General features: G+C 65.8%; 15 protein-coding genes. 5 read left to right on the top strand and 10 right to left on the bottom strand.

The annotated features are described in order from the left end of the window. Positions 1 to 7: 7 nt before the first annotated feature. From ACN0WF_RS05205 to ACN0WF_RS05220, 4 genes are read right to left on the bottom strand one after another with little or no spacing between them, the layout of a single operon-like run. Positions 8 to 1,711, bottom strand: coding sequence for a dipeptide ABC transporter ATP-binding protein (locus ACN0WF_RS05205; protein WP_417771736.1), 1,704 nt, complete (start codon positions 1,709 to 1,711; stop codon positions 8 to 10). Next, complete coding sequence (locus ACN0WF_RS05210; RefSeq protein WP_417771737.1) at positions 1,708 to 2,583, bottom strand: ABC transporter permease; 876 nt, start codon at positions 2,581 to 2,583, stop codon at positions 1,708 to 1,710. The genes ACN0WF_RS05205 and ACN0WF_RS05210 overlap by 4 nt, the downstream gene beginning before the upstream one ends. Next, positions 2,583 to 3,554 carry an ABC transporter permease gene (locus ACN0WF_RS05215; protein WP_417771738.1) on the bottom strand — a complete coding sequence of 324 codons (972 nt, stop codon included), beginning with the start codon at positions 3,552 to 3,554 and terminating at the stop codon, positions 2,583 to 2,585. Before ACN0WF_RS05215 ends, ACN0WF_RS05210 begins: the two co-directional genes overlap by 1 nt. Before the next feature lie 59 nt (positions 3,555 to 3,613). After that, positions 3,614 to 4,315: a creatininase family protein gene (locus ACN0WF_RS05220; protein ID WP_417771739.1), complete on the bottom strand. Its 702-nt coding sequence runs from the start codon at positions 4,313 to 4,315 to the stop codon at positions 3,614 to 3,616. Between the two features lie 211 nt (positions 4,316 to 4,526). Between ACN0WF_RS05220 and ACN0WF_RS05225 the strand changes: the two genes are divergently transcribed. From ACN0WF_RS05225 to ACN0WF_RS05235, 3 genes are all read left to right on the top strand, one after another. Beyond that, on the top strand, positions 4,527 to 5,087 hold the full coding sequence (locus ACN0WF_RS05225) for a MarR family winged helix-turn-helix transcriptional regulator (protein ID WP_417771740.1): 561 nt from the start codon (positions 4,527 to 4,529) through the stop codon (positions 5,085 to 5,087). Beyond that, positions 5,084 to 6,676 (top strand): ABC transporter substrate-binding protein, encoded by a 1,593-nt coding sequence (locus ACN0WF_RS05230; protein ID WP_417771741.1) that lies wholly within the window; start codon positions 5,084 to 5,086, stop codon positions 6,674 to 6,676. Before ACN0WF_RS05225 ends, ACN0WF_RS05230 begins: the two co-directional genes overlap by 4 nt. A gap of 98 nt (positions 6,677 to 6,774) precedes the next feature. Beyond that, the gene (locus ACN0WF_RS05235; protein ID WP_417771742.1) at positions 6,775 to 7,719 is read left to right on the top strand and encodes an isoaspartyl peptidase/L-asparaginase family protein; all 945 of its coding nucleotides are present in this window, start codon (positions 6,775 to 6,777) and stop codon (positions 7,717 to 7,719) included. A 57-nt stretch (positions 7,720 to 7,776) separates the two neighbouring features. Here the strand turns inward: ACN0WF_RS05235 and ACN0WF_RS05240 are convergent, their stop codons facing one another. After that, positions 7,777 to 8,442, bottom strand: coding sequence for a TetR/AcrR family transcriptional regulator (locus ACN0WF_RS05240; RefSeq protein WP_417771743.1), 666 nt, complete (start codon positions 8,440 to 8,442; stop codon positions 7,777 to 7,779). 454 nt (positions 8,443 to 8,896) lie between these two features. Between ACN0WF_RS05240 and ACN0WF_RS05245 the strand changes: the two genes are divergently transcribed. After that, on the top strand, positions 8,897 to 10,078 hold the full coding sequence (locus tag ACN0WF_RS05245; protein ID WP_417771744.1) for an HlyD family secretion protein: 1,182 nt from the start codon (positions 8,897 to 8,899) through the stop codon (positions 10,076 to 10,078). 11 nt (positions 10,079 to 10,089) lie between these two features. Continuing rightward, the gene (locus ACN0WF_RS05250; protein ID WP_417771745.1) at positions 10,090 to 11,661 is read left to right on the top strand and encodes a DHA2 family efflux MFS transporter permease subunit; all 1,572 of its coding nucleotides are present in this window, start codon (positions 10,090 to 10,092) and stop codon (positions 11,659 to 11,661) included. Between the two features lie 167 nt (positions 11,662 to 11,828). On the opposite strand, the gene ACN0WF_RS05255 is transcribed toward ACN0WF_RS05250, so the two are convergent. The 5 genes from ACN0WF_RS05255 to ACN0WF_RS05275 form a co-directional block, all read right to left on the bottom strand. Beyond that, the gene (locus tag ACN0WF_RS05255) at positions 11,829 to 13,130 is read right to left on the bottom strand and encodes a TRAP transporter large permease (RefSeq protein ID WP_417771746.1); all 1,302 of its coding nucleotides are present in this window, start codon (positions 13,128 to 13,130) and stop codon (positions 11,829 to 11,831) included. Positions 13,131 to 13,139: 9 nt separating this feature from the next. Then, a complete protein-coding gene (locus ACN0WF_RS05260; RefSeq protein WP_417771747.1) occupies positions 13,140 to 13,658 on the bottom strand; it encodes a TRAP transporter small permease in 519 nt (172 codons plus the stop codon). Positions 13,659 to 13,689: 31 nt separating this feature from the next. Then, a complete protein-coding gene (locus ACN0WF_RS05265) occupies positions 13,690 to 14,679 on the bottom strand; it encodes a TRAP transporter substrate-binding protein (protein ID WP_417771748.1) in 990 nt (329 codons plus the stop codon). 286 nt (positions 14,680 to 14,965) lie between these two features. After that, complete coding sequence (locus tag ACN0WF_RS05270) at positions 14,966 to 15,667, bottom strand: FadR/GntR family transcriptional regulator (RefSeq protein ID WP_417771749.1); 702 nt, start codon at positions 15,665 to 15,667, stop codon at positions 14,966 to 14,968. Between the two features lie 88 nt (positions 15,668 to 15,755). Beyond that, positions 15,756 to 16,226, bottom strand: a complete 471-nt coding sequence (locus tag ACN0WF_RS05275) for a RidA family protein (protein ID WP_417771750.1) — start codon at positions 16,224 to 16,226, stop codon at positions 15,756 to 15,758. Position 16,227: the final 1 nt, after the last annotated feature.

The raw sequence follows: 16,227 nt of genomic DNA on the forward strand, positions 1-16,227 counted from the left end.
CTCCTTGTTATTCCGCCGCTTCTGGCAGCACAGGCACAGCTGCGAGCAGCCGCCTGGTGTAGTCGTGCGCCGGATGGTCGTAGATCGCGCCGGCTTCGCCTTCCTCGACGATCTTGCCCAGGTACATGATCGCCACCCGGTCGCAGAGGTGACGCACCACCGCGAGGTCGTGGCTGATGAAGACCAGTGACAGGTCGAGTTCGGCACGCAGGCGGATCAGCAGGTTGATGATCTGTGCCTGGATCGAGACATCGAGCGAGGCGACCGGCTCGTCGCAGATGACCACGTCAGGCTGCATGGCAAGCGCCCGGGCAATGGCGATGCGCTGGCGCTGACCGCCGGAAAACTGGTGCGGGAAACGTCCGGCCACCTCCGGGTCGAGGCCGACGGCGGCAAGCCACTGGCGCACATAGGCCGGGGCCTGCGCGCGCGTGACGATGCCGTGGGCGCGCGGCCCCTCGGCAACGATGTCGCCAATGCGCATGCGCCCGTTGAGCGAGGCGAAGGGGTCCTGGAAGATGGTCTGGATGCGGGTGGTGATCTTGCGTGCCCCGCGTCCCGCGCTCATCACCGGCTTGCCGTCGAGCAGCACCGTTCCCGCGCTCGGCGGCAGGATGCCGGCGGCCATGCGCCCGAGCGTGGATTTGCCCGAACCGGATTCCCCGACAAGTCCCAGAACCTCGCCGCGCTTCAGCGTCAGGCTCACCCCGTCGACCGCCTGCACCGCCGGCAGCGGCCGGGCGAGGCCGGCACGTTCCGCCAGCCGCTGGAACAGGCCGGCGGGCTTCTGGAAGCGCTTCGACACCGCGTCGATGACGAGATAGGGCGTCCCAAGGGGCGGCAGGTCGGCGTGCACCCGCTCGCGCGGCGGCGGCGCGGCGTCCTCCAGCCCGCCGCCGCGGGCAAGCAGTTCGCCGGGCTTCGCCCGCGAGGGCAGGGCGTCGAGCAGCGCCTTCGTGTAGTCGTGCTGCGGCCGGGTCAGCACCGAGAGTGCCGGACCGATTTCCACCAGCCGGCCGGCGCGCATCACCGCCACCCGGTCGGCGATGGAGGAGACCGTCGCCAGGTCGTGGCTGATCCAGATCAGCGCCGTGCCGAGTTCGGAGACGAGTTCCTTCATCTCGGTCAGGATCTCGGCCTGGATCGAAACATCGAGCGCGGTGGTCGGCTCGTCGCAGATGATCAGTTTCGGCCGATGCAGCAGGGCGATGGCGATGGCGACGCGCTGGCGCATGCCGCCGGAGAACTGGTGCGGGTAGAAGTCGACCTTGCGCTCCGGCTCGGTGATGCGCACCTGCGCGAGCGCGGCGATGGCGCGTGCGCGCGCGGTTGCCGCGTCGACCTTTTCATGGGCCTCGAGCGCCAACTGGATCTGTGTGCCGATGGTGAGCACCGGGTTCAGCGTCATCATCGGGTCCTGGAAGACCATGGAGATGGCCTTGCCGCGGATTGCCCGCAGCTCGGAGGAGGTCAGACCGATCAGCTCGCGCCCCTCGAGCTTGATGGAGCCGCCGACGATGCGGCCGGGTTCGTCGATCAGGCCGATGATCGAGAAGCCGGTGATCGACTTGCCGGAGCCGGATTCGCCGACGAGGCCCAGGACCTCCCCGGCAGCGATGGAGAAGGACACGCCGTCGACGGCCTTCAGCTCGCTTCGCCCGCTCGGGAACCAGGTCTGCAGGTTCGTGACTTCGAGCAGCGGCGCGGTCATCGGCGGAGCCTCGGGTTGAGCTGGTCGCGCACCTGGTCGCCGACCAGATTGAGCGAGACGATGAAGAGGATCAGGGCGATGCCGGGGTAGATCGAGATCCAGTAGCGCCCCGAGAGGAGATACTGGAAGCCGTTGGAGATCAGCATGCCGAGGGAGGGCTCGGTCGGCGGCAGGCCGACGCCGAGGAAGGAGAGTGTCGCTTCCAGCGCGATGGCTGCTGCGATCTGCACGGTGGCGACGACGATCAGCGGCGGCATCGAGTTCGGCAGGATGTGGCGCAGCACCACCCGGCCGTGGGACAGCGGCACGGAGAGTGCCGCCTCCACATAGTCCTTCTGCCGCTCCGCCGCCGCTGCGCCATGGGCGGTGCGGGCGAAATAGGCGTATTGGGCGAAGATCAGCGCCATGATCAGCTGATAGCGGCCCTGGCCGAGGATCGCCGCGATGACGAAGGCGAGCAGGATCGCCGGGAACGACAGCTGCAGGTCGATGACGCGCATCACCACGCTCTCGAAGCGCCCGCCGATATAGGCGGCAGAGCAGCCGACGATGGCCCCGACGGTGAAGGCAACGCCGCCGGCGATGACGCCCATCTCCAGCGAAATGCGCAATCCGTAGATGATCGCCGACAGCAGGTCGCGACCCTGCGAATCCGTGCCCAGCCAGTGGACATAGCCGCCGGCGCCGACATATCCCGGCGGCCGGCGCGCGTCGCGCAGCACCAGATGGGCGAGGTCGTAGGGGTCCTGCGGCGCGATGAAGGGAGCAAAGAGCGCCGTCAGCACAATCAGGAGGACGACGAGCGCCGCCGCGGTTGCGATCCTGTTGCGGGAGAACTCCGCCAGGAAGCGGGCGAGAAGCGTGTCACGCATCAGGAACGCCCCTTTCTCAGTCGCGGATCGAGCAGCGCGTAGGTCACGTCGACGGCGAGGTTGATGAAGATGAAGAGCATCGCGACGAGCATCAGGTAGGCGACCATCACCGGCCGGTCGAGCGACGTGATGCTGTCGATGATGAGCTTGCCGAGGCCCGGCCAGGAGAAGATCGTTTCCGTGACGACGGCAAAGGCCAGGGTCGAGCCGAGCTCGAGGCCGAAGACGGTGACGAGCGGGATCGAGATCAGCCGGAGCACATGCCGGCGCAGCACCGTGTATTCGGACAGGCCGGCGGCGCGGGCGAATTTCACCGTATCGCTCAGCATCAGTTCACGGGTGCCGGCGCGGGCAAGCCGGATCATCAGCGCGAACTTGAACATCGCCAGGTTCAGCGCCGGCAGCACCATATGCGACCAGCCGTTCAGGGTCAGGAAGCTGAATTCCATGCCAAGCAGGTTGACCGTCTCACCGCGCCCGCCCGCCGGCATCCAGCCGAGCTGCACGGCGAAGACCATGATCAGCATCAGGCCGAACCAGAAGGTGGGAACCGAGAAGCCGAGGATCGAGGCGGCCATGATCGTGCGCGCGACCAGGCTGTTGGGCCGGTAGCCGGCGTACATGCCGAGCGGAATGCCGACGAGGCTGGCGAAGAGCACGGCCGTCAGCGTCAGTTCCAGGGTCGCCGGCAGGCGCGACATGATCAGCTCGCTGACCGGCATGTTGTAGACGAAGGAGCGTCCGAAATCGCCTTCGAGCAGCCGGCCCATGAAGGCGAAATATTGTTTCCAGAGCGGCAGGTCGAGGCCGTACTGGGCGATCACCTGGGCGCGGATGTCCTGGGTGACGTCCGGCGCGATCAGCACGTCGATGGGATTTCCCACCGCATAGACGCCGCTGAAAACCAGCGCCGACATCGCCACCACGACGATGATCGCCTGCCACAGGCGTTGCAGGAGGAATGCTAGCATCGGATCCTCGTTCCCTTGTCGGCGGAGGCGCGCGCCGCGTCATCCGCGGCGCGGGGGCGTCAGGTCCAGTCGGCTTCCAGCAACGACCGCGTCTCGGCGACGGCGACCTCCCAGATCGCCAGCATGTCCGCGTCGGGCCGCTGGTACAGGCCGTGGTAGTTGCCGTCGCCAAGCAGCTCGCGCTTGGCGGCGGCGCCGACGCGGGCGAGATGCGCATAGTCGATCTCGGGCTTGGCCGTCTCCGGCTGGCGCGGGTCGCCGGTGCGCGTCCAGGGGAAGTTTTCCATCCAGGAGGCGTGCGAGGCGGCCGGGTCGGTGGCGCGCACCTTGGCCATGGTCTGCGGCGCCCGCCACCAGTCGTGGAACTTCACCCGGGCGTCGGCGTGGCCATTGAGCCATTCGGAGACGGCCGCGGCGACCGGCGTGTTGCCGCCATGGCCGTTGACGATCAGGATCTTGCGGAAGCCGGAGCGGTGGAGACTGTCGAGAATGTCGCGGATCACGCCGGCGTAGGTCGCCAGCGACAGGCTGACCGTCCCGGGAAAGGCGGCGAAGGACGAGGCGAGTCCGTAGGGCACGACCGGGAAGACCGGCACGCCGAGCGGCTCGGCCGCGTCGAGGGAGACCTTCTCCGCCAGGATCATGTCGGTCGCCAGGCTGAGATAGGCGTGCTGCTCGACGCTGCCGATCGGCAGCACGCAGCGGTCGTCCGCTTGCGCCCGCTCTTCCGCCTGCATCCAGTTCATGTCCGCGATCTTCATTGCCTCTCCATGCGTTCGCATCCTTCTTTCGCCTGCGCTTCCGTCCGCTCGAAAGAACTGAAAAAGCACAAGAAATAGGCATCGGCAAGAGATGCGCTTGCCAAATGCACAGTTCCATACGGAACTAAAAAAAGAAATTGACAGCCAATTTTGCCAGCGTCAAGTTCCATACGGAACAAAAACCGGATGACTTGCGGAAGAGGTTGGCGACTTGGAAACGGAAAACCCATCCTTTGACAACCAGTTGCGACAGGGCGGCAAGGCCTCCGCGAGCCCGGAGCGCGTCGACGATCTCGTCGCGGTGAAGCTCTGGGAAAACCCGTGCTGGCTGTCCTTCCGCATCAACTTCGTGGCGTTGCAGTTCAACGTTCCGGTCTACCGCCGGATCGAGAAGGAATTCGGTCTGCCGCGGCCGGAATTCGTGGTGCTCTATTCCCTCGGCCTGGCCGACGGGCTGACGGCGAGCGCCATCTGCAGCTCTTCCGGATTTCCCAAGAACACGATCAGCCGGGCCATCCAGAAGCTCATCGACAAGAAGATCGTCCGCCGTGAGGTGGACCCGGCCGACCTCAGAAGCTTCGTCCTGTTCATCACGGACGAGGGCAAGCGCATCGTCGACGAAACCATGCAGTTCATGGTCGAGCGCGAGAAGGCGATGCTCTGCGGGCTCACCCCGGCAGAGACGCTGATGCTTTCCGAGCTTCTGGCGAAGGTCGTCGTGGATTCCCACAACTGGCCACAGATGATAGCCCCAGAGGAGAACGAGGAATGAGCATTCTCAAGACATTGCGGACGGCCGCCGTGGCGGCGGTGCTGCTGGGCGGCGTTTCGGGCGCGGCTCTTGCGGCCGATCTCACCATCGGCGTGCGCGCCGGCCCGCTTTCGGTCGACCCGCATTTCACCGCTGCCGGAACCCATGCCGAGGCGATCAAGCATATCTACGATTCGCTGGTGAAGTCGGGCAACAACCTGGAGCTCGAGCCGGGTCTCGCCACCAGCTGGACGCCGATCGACGACAGCACCTGGGAGTTCAAGCTGCGCGAGGGCGTGAAGTTCCACGACGGCTCCGACTTCACCGCCGAGGACGTCAAGTTCTCCATCGAGCGCATCCCCAATGTCACCGGCCCGAACCCGACGACGATCTACGTGCGGCGCGTCAAGTCGGTGGAGATCGTCGATCCGCTGACCATCCGGGTGAAGACCGACGGTCCGGCGCCGACGCTGCCGAACGATTTCATCCGCCTGTTCGTTGTCTCCCACACCGCTGCCGCCGACTATTCCGCGAGCGCCGACGTGGCTTCCGAGGGCTTCAACTCCGGCAAGGCCGCGATTGGCACCGGGCCCTACAAGTTCGTGTCGTGGACGCCGAAGGAAGAGCTGGTGCTCGAGAGCTTCGATGGCTACTGGGGCGGCAAGGAGCCCTGGGACAAGGTGGTGCGCAAGGAGATCCCCAACGATGCCGCCCGCGTCGCCCAGCTCAAGGCCGGCCAGGTCGACCTGATCGCCCGCGTTCCCGCCTCCGACATTGCGACGCTGGAGCGGGATTCGAGCGTCAATCTGGTGCGCGAGAACAGCGTCTATCTCTTCAACGTCTCCTTCGACTTCCGCGAGAACACACCGCAGGTCACGGCGAAGGACGGTTCGGCGCTCGCCGCAAATCCCTTCCGCGATCCGCGCGTGCGTGAGGCCTTCGATCTCGCCATCGACCGCGAGACGATCACCGAGATCGCCATGGAAGGCATGGGTACCGCCCAGTCGCAGCTCGTGACGCCGAACATCTTCGGCTACAATCCCGAGATTGCCGTTCCGACGCCGGATGTGGCGAAGGCGAAGGCGCTGCTGGCCGATGCCGGCTATCCGGACGGCTTCAAGGTGGTGTTCTCCTTCACCAACGACCGCCTGCCGGGCGACAAGGACGTCGGCACGACCATCGCGCAGATGCTGGCCGCCATCGGCATCGAGGCGGAGGCGAACGCTCTCCCGGGCGCCGTCTTCTTCCCTGCCAACACGCGCGGCGACTTCTCGCTGACCATGTCGGGTTGGGGCACGCTGACGGGCGAGGCCAACTACACGCTCTCTTCGCTGGTCCACACCAATGAGCCGGAAAAGAAGCTCGGCGCGTTCAACGTGCGCGGCTACTCCAATCCCGAGATGGACAAGCTGATCGAGACGGCGGCCTCCGAGATGGACGTGGCCAAGCGCAAGAAGGCGCTCCAGGATGCCAACGCGCTGGTGGCGAGCGACCGGCCGAACCTGCCGATCGCCTCGATCGTCACCGCCTGGGGCATGAAGAACGGGCTGACCATCACCCCGCGCTCCGACGAGGACACGCTGGCGATGAACATCCGCCCGGCCAAGTGATCGCGCGGGCTGGCTGACAGATCGGGCCGGGTCCGTCGGGACCCGGCCTTTTTTTGGACATTCCGCCGCAGGTGGCGGGAGCATTGGAGATTTCGGATATGGGTCCTGTCGCGCTGGCAATTCACGGCGGTTGCGGTGTCATGGCGAAGCTCGACCTGAGCGAGGAGGAATGGGTCGCCGCGCGCGCCGACCTGGCCCGCGCGCTCGCTGCGGGCTGGGCTGTCCTCAGGGCAGGTGGCCCGGCGCTCGACGCTGTCGAGGCGGCGGTCGTGGTCATGGAGGACAGCCCCCATTTCAACGCCGGTTACGGCGCTGCGCTGAACACCGCCGGCGCTCATGAACTCGACGCCTCGATCATGGACGGCGCGAGCCTTTCCGCCGGCGGCGTGACGCTGGCCACCCGCATCCGCAATCCGGTAAAGGCGGCGCGCAAGGTGATGGAAGCTGGCGATGCGGTGCTGCTTGGCGGCCCGGCGGCGGATGATTTCGCCCGTTCCGCCGGTCTTGCCATGGTCGAGCCCGACTATTTCACCACCCCGCGCCGGGTTCAGGCTCTGGCCGCCATGAAGGCCCATCGGGCTGCGGGAACGGCGGCGAAGGCGAGCGAGGCGGAAAAGCACGGCACCGTCGGCGCGGTTGCGCTCGATGGCCGCGGCCATCTCGCCGCCGCGACCTCGACCGGCGGCTACAACGACAAGCCGGCGGGGCGCATCGGCGACAGCCCCATCGCCGGGGCCGGAACCTACGCGCGCGACGGCGTCTGCGCCGTTTCAGGCACCGGCAAGGGGGAGTATTTCATCCTGCATGCGGTCGGCCACGAAGTTGCGAGCCGTGTCGCCTATCTGGGCGAAAGCCTGGAAGCGGCGGCAGACAAGGTGATCCGGGGCGATCTGGCCGAGGTGAAGGTCGGTGCCGGTCTCGTCGCGGTCGGCGCGGACGGGTCCATCGCCGCTCCCTACAACACCGACGGCATGTTCCGTGGTTGGGTGACGCCGCAGGGCGAGACCTTCGTGGCAAGCCACGCCGAGGTCTTCCGCGTCTGAGGCGGATGGCGCAGGGACACGCCCGCGTCGCGGCGGGCGTGTCCGAAACCCCTTGCCTCAGGCTTTCTTGCCGTAGGCGGCGAGAAACACGCTGACGGCGGAGGAGACGACCCGGTCGATCTCCGCCTGGGTGAATTCGGTGCCGGGCACGAACATTGCCCGCTTCAGCAGGCTCGAGCCGCACAAGTCGATGAAATGGCTGGCGGCAAGCTCGGTATCCGGGCAGGTGAGGTCACCGCTGGCCACGCGCCGGTCGAGCACCTTGGCCAGGCGCCCGATCCCCTTCATCGGCCCGGCCTCATAGAGCAGTTTGCCGAACTCGGGGAACTGTTCGGTTGCCCCGATCACCATGCGCAGCGTCGACAGCCGTTCCGGGCGCATCATCTTGGCCAGAAAGCGCTGGGCCACGTTGACGAGCTGGTCGCGGATGTCGCCCGACATGTCGTCGCACTGCAGGAAGGTCTCGGCCTGGTCGAGCCGCTCTTCCAGGATAAGCGCGCGAAACAGCGCTGCCTTGTTCTCGAAGTAGACGTAGAGCGTGCCCTTGGAAACGCCCGCGGTGCGCGCCACCATTTCCATCGAGGCGCCGTCGTAGCCATGCGCGCGGAATGCGGAACGCGCGCCAGCCAGGATCTGCCGACGCTTTGTCGTGTCGGGCTGGTCCTGCGTGTCGTTATCGCTGTCCGTTCCCCGGGCTCCGGGCTGGATTGCTGTCTTCGTCATTCCTGTCGCCTCAGCCTGACCGGTCCCCCTTGCCACCTCGCGGGATCCTCGAAAGCTCTCCGACAGATATCCCGTTCGGCCCATTCCGGCCATCGCGTTTTCCGCGTTTGTGATAGTCGCCGGGCAAGAGGCGCCGTCCGCGCCATCTGCCCGATATTGTTGCGATGCAGCGCAGGGCAGCGACGGCCAAACCGCGCCTTTGCTTAACCCTGTTGCCGGAGGGCGGCAATCATTTCGCACTGCACACACGCAAGCGCTCTTGCAAAAGGGCGCCGGCTCGCTCTATATAAGCGACTGACCGAACCGTTCAGTCAAGAGAGATATTTGCGAATGGCTGAAGCCTTCGCCCCGGCTTTTCCGCAAGGCGCGCGAAGGCCGATCAATGCGCAAGCAAGGTGTCTTTATCGTGAGTGCAGATGATACTCGGACCGGCTCCGCGCCGGCGGGCGGCGCCGTGAGCGCCGCAAACGGCGACCAGGGTGGCTCGGGCGGTGTTCCGGCAACGGCGTCCTCGTCCATCTCGTCTTCGGAGGCTTCCCCGCAAAAGCCGAAGAAGAGCGGCGGCAAGGCCAAGCGCATCTTTCTGGTGCTTGCGCTTATCGGCCTTGCCGCCGGCACCTATGAGGGGCACGCCTGGTGGACCCACGGCCGGTTCATGGAAACGACGGACGACGCCTATGTCGACACCGACATCACCGTGGTCCTGTCCAAGGTGTCAGGCTATGTCGCCAGCATCAAGGCGGTGGACAACGCGCCGGTGAAGGCGGGCGACGTGCTTCTGCGCATCGACGACGGCGACTATAGGCTCGCGGTCGAGGCCGCCCGCGACAGTCTCGCCTCGGCGAAGGCCGCCGTTGCGCGGATCTCCGAGCAGGTCATCGCCAGCCAGGCCTCCGTGCGCGAGGCCGAGGCAGGTGTTCTGGTCGCCCAGGCGACACGCGAGGATGCCGAACTCATCTTCCAGCGCCGCGAGAAGCTGACGAAGAACAACGTCGTCAGCCAGGCGACTCTCGATACCGCCCGCACCGACCGCAAGGCGGCCGACGCCAATGTGGAGAAGGCTCGAGCCGCCGTCGAACTCGCCAAGGCCAATGTCGCGGTTCTGGAAAGCCAGAAGAACGAGGCGGAAACCTCAGTGAAATCGGCCGAGACCGCACTTGAGAAGGCCGAGCGCGATCTCGGCTTCACGGTCGTGCGCGCCCCCGTCGACGGTATCTTCGGCAACCGCGCCGCCCAGGTCGGCAGCTTTCTTCAGGCCGGCAGCCGGCTGGCCGCCATCGTTCCCCTCAAGTCGGCCCATGTCGAGGCCAACTTCAAGGAAACTCAGCTCGGGGGCATCGCCGAGGGCGGCGACGTGACCTTCACCGTCGATGCCTATCCGGACGTCGTGATGCGCGGCAAGGTCGAGAGCATTTCGCCGGCGACCGGGTCCGTCTTCAGCCTGTTGCCGCCGGAAAACGCCACCGGCAACTTCACCAAGGTCGTCCAGCGCGTGCCGGTGAAGATTCTGGTCGACGCGCATGACGCCGCGGACCATCCGCTGCGGGCGGGCATGTCGGTCATCGTCGAGGTCGACACCCGCACCGGCGGGCGCCTGGCCGGGGCCGACGGCTCCAGCATCGCCGACAGGCGCTAAGGGGGCGGACGATGTCGAGCAAGGTCGCTGGAGGCGCGGTGGCGGAGCCGAGCTTCGACGGGCGCAAGCTGTTCACCTTCCTGTGCATGGTGTTCGGCATGTTCATGGCGATCCTGGACATCCAGATCGTCTCCGCCTCGCTGCCCGAGATCCAGGCCGGCCTTGGCGCCTCGCGCGATGACATCGCCTGGGTGCAGACGGCCTATCTGATCGCCGAGGTGATCATGATCCCGCTGTCGGGCTACCTGTCGCGGATGCTGTCGACGCGCTGGATGTTCGCCATCTCCGCCGCCGGCTTCACCTTGATGAGCATGATGTGCGCCACCGCCACGACCATCAACGAGATGATCGTCTGGCGTGCGCTCCAGGGCTTCATCGGCGGTGGCATGATCCCGACGGTCTTCGCCTCCGCCTACATCATCTTCCCGCGCGAGAAATTTTCCGTCGTCTCGCCGATGATCGGCCTCGTGGCGACGCTCGCGCCCACCATCGGCCCGACGCTCGGCGGCTATCTGACCGAGTTCGGCTCCTGGCACTGGCTGTTCCTGATCAACGTCGTGCCGGGCATTCTCGTCACCATCGCGGCGGTGACGCTGATCGACTTCGACGAGCCGGATTGGTCGCTGATCGACCATTTTGACTGGGTGGGATTCGCCTCCATGGCGATCTTCCTCGGCTCGCTCGAATTCGTGCTCGAGGAGGGCGCCGGCGACGACTGGTTCCAGAGCGAGGAGATCCTGCTCTTCACCGTGGTTTCGGCGACGGCGGCCATGATCTTCTTCTGGCGGGCCTTCACCGCGCGAGAACCGGTGGTCGATCTCAGGGCGTTTTCCGACAAGAATTTCACCATGGGCTGCATCTTCAGCTTCACCATGGGCATCGGCCTCTACGGGCTGACCTATCTCTACCCGGTCTATCTGAGCTCGGTGCGCGGCTACAATTCGCTGCAGATCGGCGAGACCATGTTCGTCTCCGGCGCGGCGATGTTCCTGACCGCGCCGATTGCCGGGCGGCTGATGAGCCTTCTCGATCCGCGGGTGATGATGGGCATCGGCTTCGCCGGCTTCGGCATCGGCACCTGGATGGTGACCGGCCTCACCCACGACTGGGATTTCTGGGAGCTGTTCGTGCCGCAGATCCTGCGCGGCTGCTCGCTGATGATCTGCATGGTGCCGATCAACAACATCGCCCTTGGCATGCTGCCGCCGTCGATGATCAAGAACGCCTCCGGCCTGTTCAACCTGACCCGGAATCTTGGCGGCGCCGTGGGGCTTGCGGTCATCGGCACGGTGCTGACCAACCGCCAGGATTTCCACTATGCGCGGCTTTCAGAAAGCCTCAACTGGTCGCGGCCGGTTGTCAACGAGACGCTGAACATGATGACCGGCGCCTACAGTTCGCTCGGCGATCTCGCTGACAAGGCGGGGCTCAAGGCACTGTCCGGCATCGTCACCCGCGAGGCCTTCGTCATGTCCTTCGCGGATGTGTTCTACCTGCTCACCTGGCTGTTCTTCGCGCTGCTTTTCGCGCTGTTCTTCGTCGAGCGGCCGAAGGCCATGGGCGGTGGCGGCGGCGGTCACTGAGCCTCTGCCGATCACGGCGTTTCTTCTCCCTGCAGTAATAAAAAAAGACGCCGCCTGTCTTCCGATGGAAGGAGGCGGCGTCCAGGTGCCTGCTCCGTCTTCCGATCACGGGAAGAGGCGGGGCAGCGACGCCGGCGACGGGGGGCAGCCGCCGGCGGAAAAGGCTGTCAGCGCATCAGCTCCGGCAGCCAGAGCACGATGTCCGGGAAGGCCGCGATCACCACGAGCAGGGCCATCAGCAGGAGGAAGAACGGGAAGGTCGCCTTGGCGATCGTCAGGATGTTCTCCCCCGTCACGCTCTGCATCACGAACAGGTTGAAGCCGACCGGCGGTGTGATCTGCGCCGCCTCGATCAGGATCGTGATGAAGATGCCGAACCAGACGAGATCGATGCCCGCGCCCTGCACCATCGGCAGCATCACCGAGGAGGTGAGCACGATGATCGAGATGCCTTCCAGGAAGCACCCGAGCACCAGGATCAGCACCGCCAGAACGGCAAGCAGCGCATAGGGCGACAGGTTCAGGCTGTTTACCCATTGAGCCAGTTCGCGCGGCAGGTCGACGAAGGCGACGGCGATCGACAGGCACGCCGCGCAGCCGATGATGAAGGAGATCATGCAGGAGGTTCTGACCGCGGCCATGACCCCGTCCATGAAGCTCTCGCGGGTCAGCGAGCGGCTCATCGCCGACAGGCCGAGCGCTCCGAGCACGCCGACGACGGCGGCCTCGGTCGGGGTGGCGTAGCCGCCGTAGATCGAGCCGATGACCAGCGCGATCAGGCTGACGGTCGGGCCGAGGCTGCGGATCGCCATCATCCGTTCCCGCCAGGAAATCCTGCCCTCGCGGGTCGGCATGGCGTCCTTGTTGATCAGGCTCCAGATTGCCGTGTAGCCCATGAACAGGGTGATCAGCAGCAGGCCCGGCACGACGCCGGCGATGAACAGCCGCCCGATGGATTGCTCCGCCGTCACGCCGTAGACGATCATGATGATCGACGGCGGGATCAGCAGGCCGAGCGTTCCCGAGCCGGCGAGCGTACCGACCGTCATCTTGATCGGATAGTCGCGCTTGCCGAGTTCCGGCACCGTCATCCGGCCGATGGTGGCGCAGGTGACGGCCGAGGAGCCGGTGATCGCCGCCAGCACGCCGCATCCCAGGATGTTGACGTGGAGCAGGCCTCCCGGCAGCCGTCCGACCAGCGGCGACAGCCCTCGGAACATGTCCGAGGACAGGTTCGAGCGGAACAGGATCTCGCCCATCCAGACGAACAGGGGAAGCGATGTCAGCGCCCAGCCCCAACTGTTGTCCCAGAGCGTCGAGGCGATCAGCGAGCCCATTGGCGCCGAGGTGAAGATGCCCATCATCAGCATGCCGACGGCGAGCAGCGTGACGGAGACCCAGACGCCGACGGCGAGAAATCCGAAGATCAGGACGATCAGGACGATCGCGGAAATGAATGTCATGTCCATGGTGCGTCCTCAGTCCGCGTGGGTGTCTTCGGGATGCTCGTCGACGGCGTAGCTGGGGACGCGGCCGAGGAGGATCGTGACGAGGTCGTCGAGGATGGCGACGGCGAAGAGCGTGACGCCGATCGAGACGCCCAGCTGGGGGATCCAGAAGGGCATGGCGAGCAGGCCGGGGCTGACGTCGTGGTATTCGTAGGACTGCATCGTCAGCGCGATGACGTGCCAGGCCAGGAAGCTGATCGTCGCACCGGCGATCAGGCAGTTGAGGATCTCGAAGATCCGCTTCGGGCCCCTGGGAAGCAGCCGGACCAGCAGGGTGATGCGGACGTGGCTGCCCTTTCGGAACGTGTGGGCCAGGCCGAAAAAGGTGGAGGCGGCCAGGCATAGCCCGGCCGCCTCCGTGGAATCGACCGTGACCGACATCCACCGGGCGACGACCTGAACGATGATCGTGACGCCGATGCCGACCAGGAACAGGGCGGCGGCATAGCCGGCTGCCGAATAAAGACCGTCCAACGTGCGTCGGATCATGGTCGGTTCCTCCGGGTTCGGTGGTTTCGGCTTACTTCAGCGACGCCTGATAGGCTTCGTAGACGGCCTTTTCCTCATCGCTGGCCCGGGTCATCCAGTCGGCGACCATCTGCTTGCCGATCACGTCGATCCGGTCGAGGACGTCCTGCGGCGCCTGGTTGATGGTCATGCCGTGGTCCTTGAGCACCTGCTCGCGCTCGGCGCTGGCAGCCTTGGCCATTTCCCAGCCGCGCGCGGTTGCCTTCTCGCCTTCCTCAACCACGATGGCGCGCACGTCGTCGGGCAGGGAGCGCAGGGCGCGCTGGTTGACGATGATGGCGTTCTTGTTGTGCATCGTGCCGGTGTAGGTGAAGACGTTGAGATAGTCCCAGACCTGCACGTCGGTGCCCGACTGGGCACTGGTCCACAGCGCGTCGATCATGCCGGTGGCAAACGCCTGCGGCACTTCGGCGAAGGGCAGGATGATGGCGATCGCGCCGAGTTCCTTGCCCATGACCTGGGTCTGCTGCGAGTAGATGCGCAGACGCACGTCCTTGATGTCGTCAAGCGACTTGATCGGCTCCTTGGTGTAGAAGCCCTGTCCCGGCCAGGCCACATAGGTGAGGACCTGCATGCCGTAGCGACCGAACCACTTGTCGTAGAACGGCTTTTGCGCCTCCATCAGCTTCCAGGACTTGTCGAAGGTCGGCACCACGCCGGGGATGTTGTCGAGGTTGAACATCTCCTGCTCGTTGCCGTAGACGCCCATGCGGATCTCGCCGATCTCGACCTGGCCGGACTGCACGGCGCGCTTGATGTTGTCGAGCTTGATCAGGCTGTCGTTCGAACGCAGGTCGATCTTCAGCTCACCCTTGGTGCGCTCCTCGACGGCCTCGATGAACTTGCGGATGTTCTGCGTGAAGAAGCTGCTTTCCGGGTAGCCGGAAGCCATCGTCCACTGTGTGGCGGCCATGGCGGACGAGGCTGTGGCGAGCGTCGCGGAGGCCAGGGCCATCACGCGGAAAAGGCGCTTGAGAGACATTTCATTCTCCGTCTGTCGGGGCGGTACCCAGCTGTTTTCGGAAGGTCGGAACGGGCAATTGGACTTGCCTCTCTACTTGTGTGTGTAGACTGTCATATGTTGTCATATGTGTCAAAAAAATATCGCGCCGCACCGCCCTTTCGGCGGGGCGCGCGGAGGCCGGCGCAAGAAGGCCAGCGACCGATGGACCGGCTTGTCGGGATCTTCCGCCCGAGGGGGGCTTGTCGGGATTTCAGGCGAGAACAGACGCTGGACGGCCAGCGTCTGCGGGGTCAGGCAAGCGCTGTCAGGCCACGGCCTGACGGTAGCGGTTCATGCTGTCGCCGAGATGGACACGCATCGCGTCGCGCGCCGCTTCCGGGTCCCGTTTCTCGATCGCGTCGAGAATGGCGAGATGCTCCTCATGGAGCTTCTCGCGATACCCGGTCGCCTCGGGGCGCAGGGCGCCGGCGCGGATGCGCAGGCGCGGGATGATCTGCGGACCGAGGAAATCGAGAAAGCGCTCGAAATAGGCGTTGCCGGTTGCCCGGGCGATGGCGATGTGGAAGTCGAAATCGAGCCGCCCGCCGGCGTCCTCGCCATCGACGGGCTCCGCCTCGATCCTGGACAGTGCGAGGCGGATGTCCTTGAGCTGCTTGGCGCTGCGGCGTTCGGCGGCGAGGGCCGCCGCCTCGAGCTCGACGCCGAGGCGCAGCTCCAGGATGTGCAGGATCTCCTGCACGGCGGATTCAGGAACCGGCGAGATTTCGAAGGGCAGCAGGCGCGGCGCGTCATTGACGAAGACGCCGATGCCCTGGCGCGAGGTCAGCAACCCGTCGGCGCGCAGCGAGGCGATGGCCTCGCGCACGACGGTGCGGCTGACGCCGTATTCGCGACACAGGTCCGTCTCGGTCGGGATCTTTTCGCCCGGGAGATAGACCTTGTCCTCGATCTTCAGCATCAGCTGCTTCTTGAGCTGAGAGGAAAGGCTCTCCCGTCTGCCGAGCATTTTCGGTCCTTCTTGGCGCGTTGTCACAAGTGAGCCATCATATAACAGACCACGCCCGCAGACCAGCGGTTGCGGCCATTGCGCCGCGTCAATTCCGTGGATCGACCAGCAGTATAGCCTCGACCTCGACGCTCATGTCGTGGGGCAGCGAGCCGACGCCGATGGCACTGCGCGCGTGCCGCCCGGCATCGCCGAGAACGGCGATGAAGAGGTCCGAGCATCCGTCGATGACCTTGGGATGCTCGCGGTAGCCGGGCACCGCGTTGACCATGCCGAGCAGCTTGACCACGGCGCGGATCTGCCCGAGATCGCCAAGCTCGGCGTGGGCGGCGGCCAGGAGCTGGAGCCCGGCCGACTGGGCGTGCTCCCGGGCCTCCTGCGTCGTGACGGTCTCGCCGACGCGACCGCTGGCGACCGTACCGTCGGCGCTGGCGCCTCCCCGGCCGGACAGAAACAGCAGGTCGCCCGCGCGGCGGGCCGGCACATAGGCACCGGCCGCCTTGCGGATCGCGGGGAGCTCAAGGCCGAGGGCCGCGAGCTTCTCGTAGGGGCTCGTCATC

Source organism: Stappia sp. (genome assembly GCF_048268045.1).
Lineage (GTDB): Bacteria > Pseudomonadota > Alphaproteobacteria > Rhizobiales > Stappiaceae > Stappia.

Coding starts and splice junctions, on each gene's coding strand:
- ACN0WF_RS05210 (WP_417771737.1), bottom strand. CDS start 2,583: ATGCGTGACACGCTTCTCGCCCGCTTCCTGGCGGAGTTCTCCCGCAAC.
- ACN0WF_RS05270 (WP_417771749.1), bottom strand. CDS start 15,667: ATGCTCGGCAGACGGGAGAGCCTTTCCTCTCAGCTCAAGAAGCAGCTG.
- ACN0WF_RS05240 (WP_417771743.1), bottom strand. CDS start 8,442: ATGACGAAGACAGCAATCCAGCCCGGAGCCCGGGGAACGGACAGCGAT.
- ACN0WF_RS05275 (WP_417771750.1), bottom strand. CDS start 16,226: ATGACGAGCCCCTACGAGAAGCTCGCGGCCCTCGGCCTTGAGCTCCCC.
- ACN0WF_RS05260 (WP_417771747.1), bottom strand. CDS start 13,658: ATGATCCGACGCACGTTGGACGGTCTTTATTCGGCAGCCGGCTATGCC.
- ACN0WF_RS05235 (WP_417771742.1), top strand. CDS start 6,775: ATGGGTCCTGTCGCGCTGGCAATTCACGGCGGTTGCGGTGTCATGGCG.
- ACN0WF_RS05250 (WP_417771745.1), top strand. CDS start 10,090: ATGTCGAGCAAGGTCGCTGGAGGCGCGGTGGCGGAGCCGAGCTTCGAC.
- ACN0WF_RS05220 (WP_417771739.1), bottom strand. CDS start 4,315: ATGAAGATCGCGGACATGAACTGGATGCAGGCGGAAGAGCGGGCGCAA.
- ACN0WF_RS05265 (WP_417771748.1), bottom strand. CDS start 14,679: ATGTCTCTCAAGCGCCTTTTCCGCGTGATGGCCCTGGCCTCCGCGACG.
- ACN0WF_RS05205 (WP_417771736.1), bottom strand. CDS start 1,711: ATGACCGCGCCGCTGCTCGAAGTCACGAACCTGCAGACCTGGTTCCCG.
- ACN0WF_RS05230 (WP_417771741.1), top strand. CDS start 5,084: ATGAGCATTCTCAAGACATTGCGGACGGCCGCCGTGGCGGCGGTGCTG.
- ACN0WF_RS05215 (WP_417771738.1), bottom strand. CDS start 3,554: ATGCTAGCATTCCTCCTGCAACGCCTGTGGCAGGCGATCATCGTCGTG.
- ACN0WF_RS05255 (WP_417771746.1), bottom strand. CDS start 13,130: ATGGACATGACATTCATTTCCGCGATCGTCCTGATCGTCCTGATCTTC.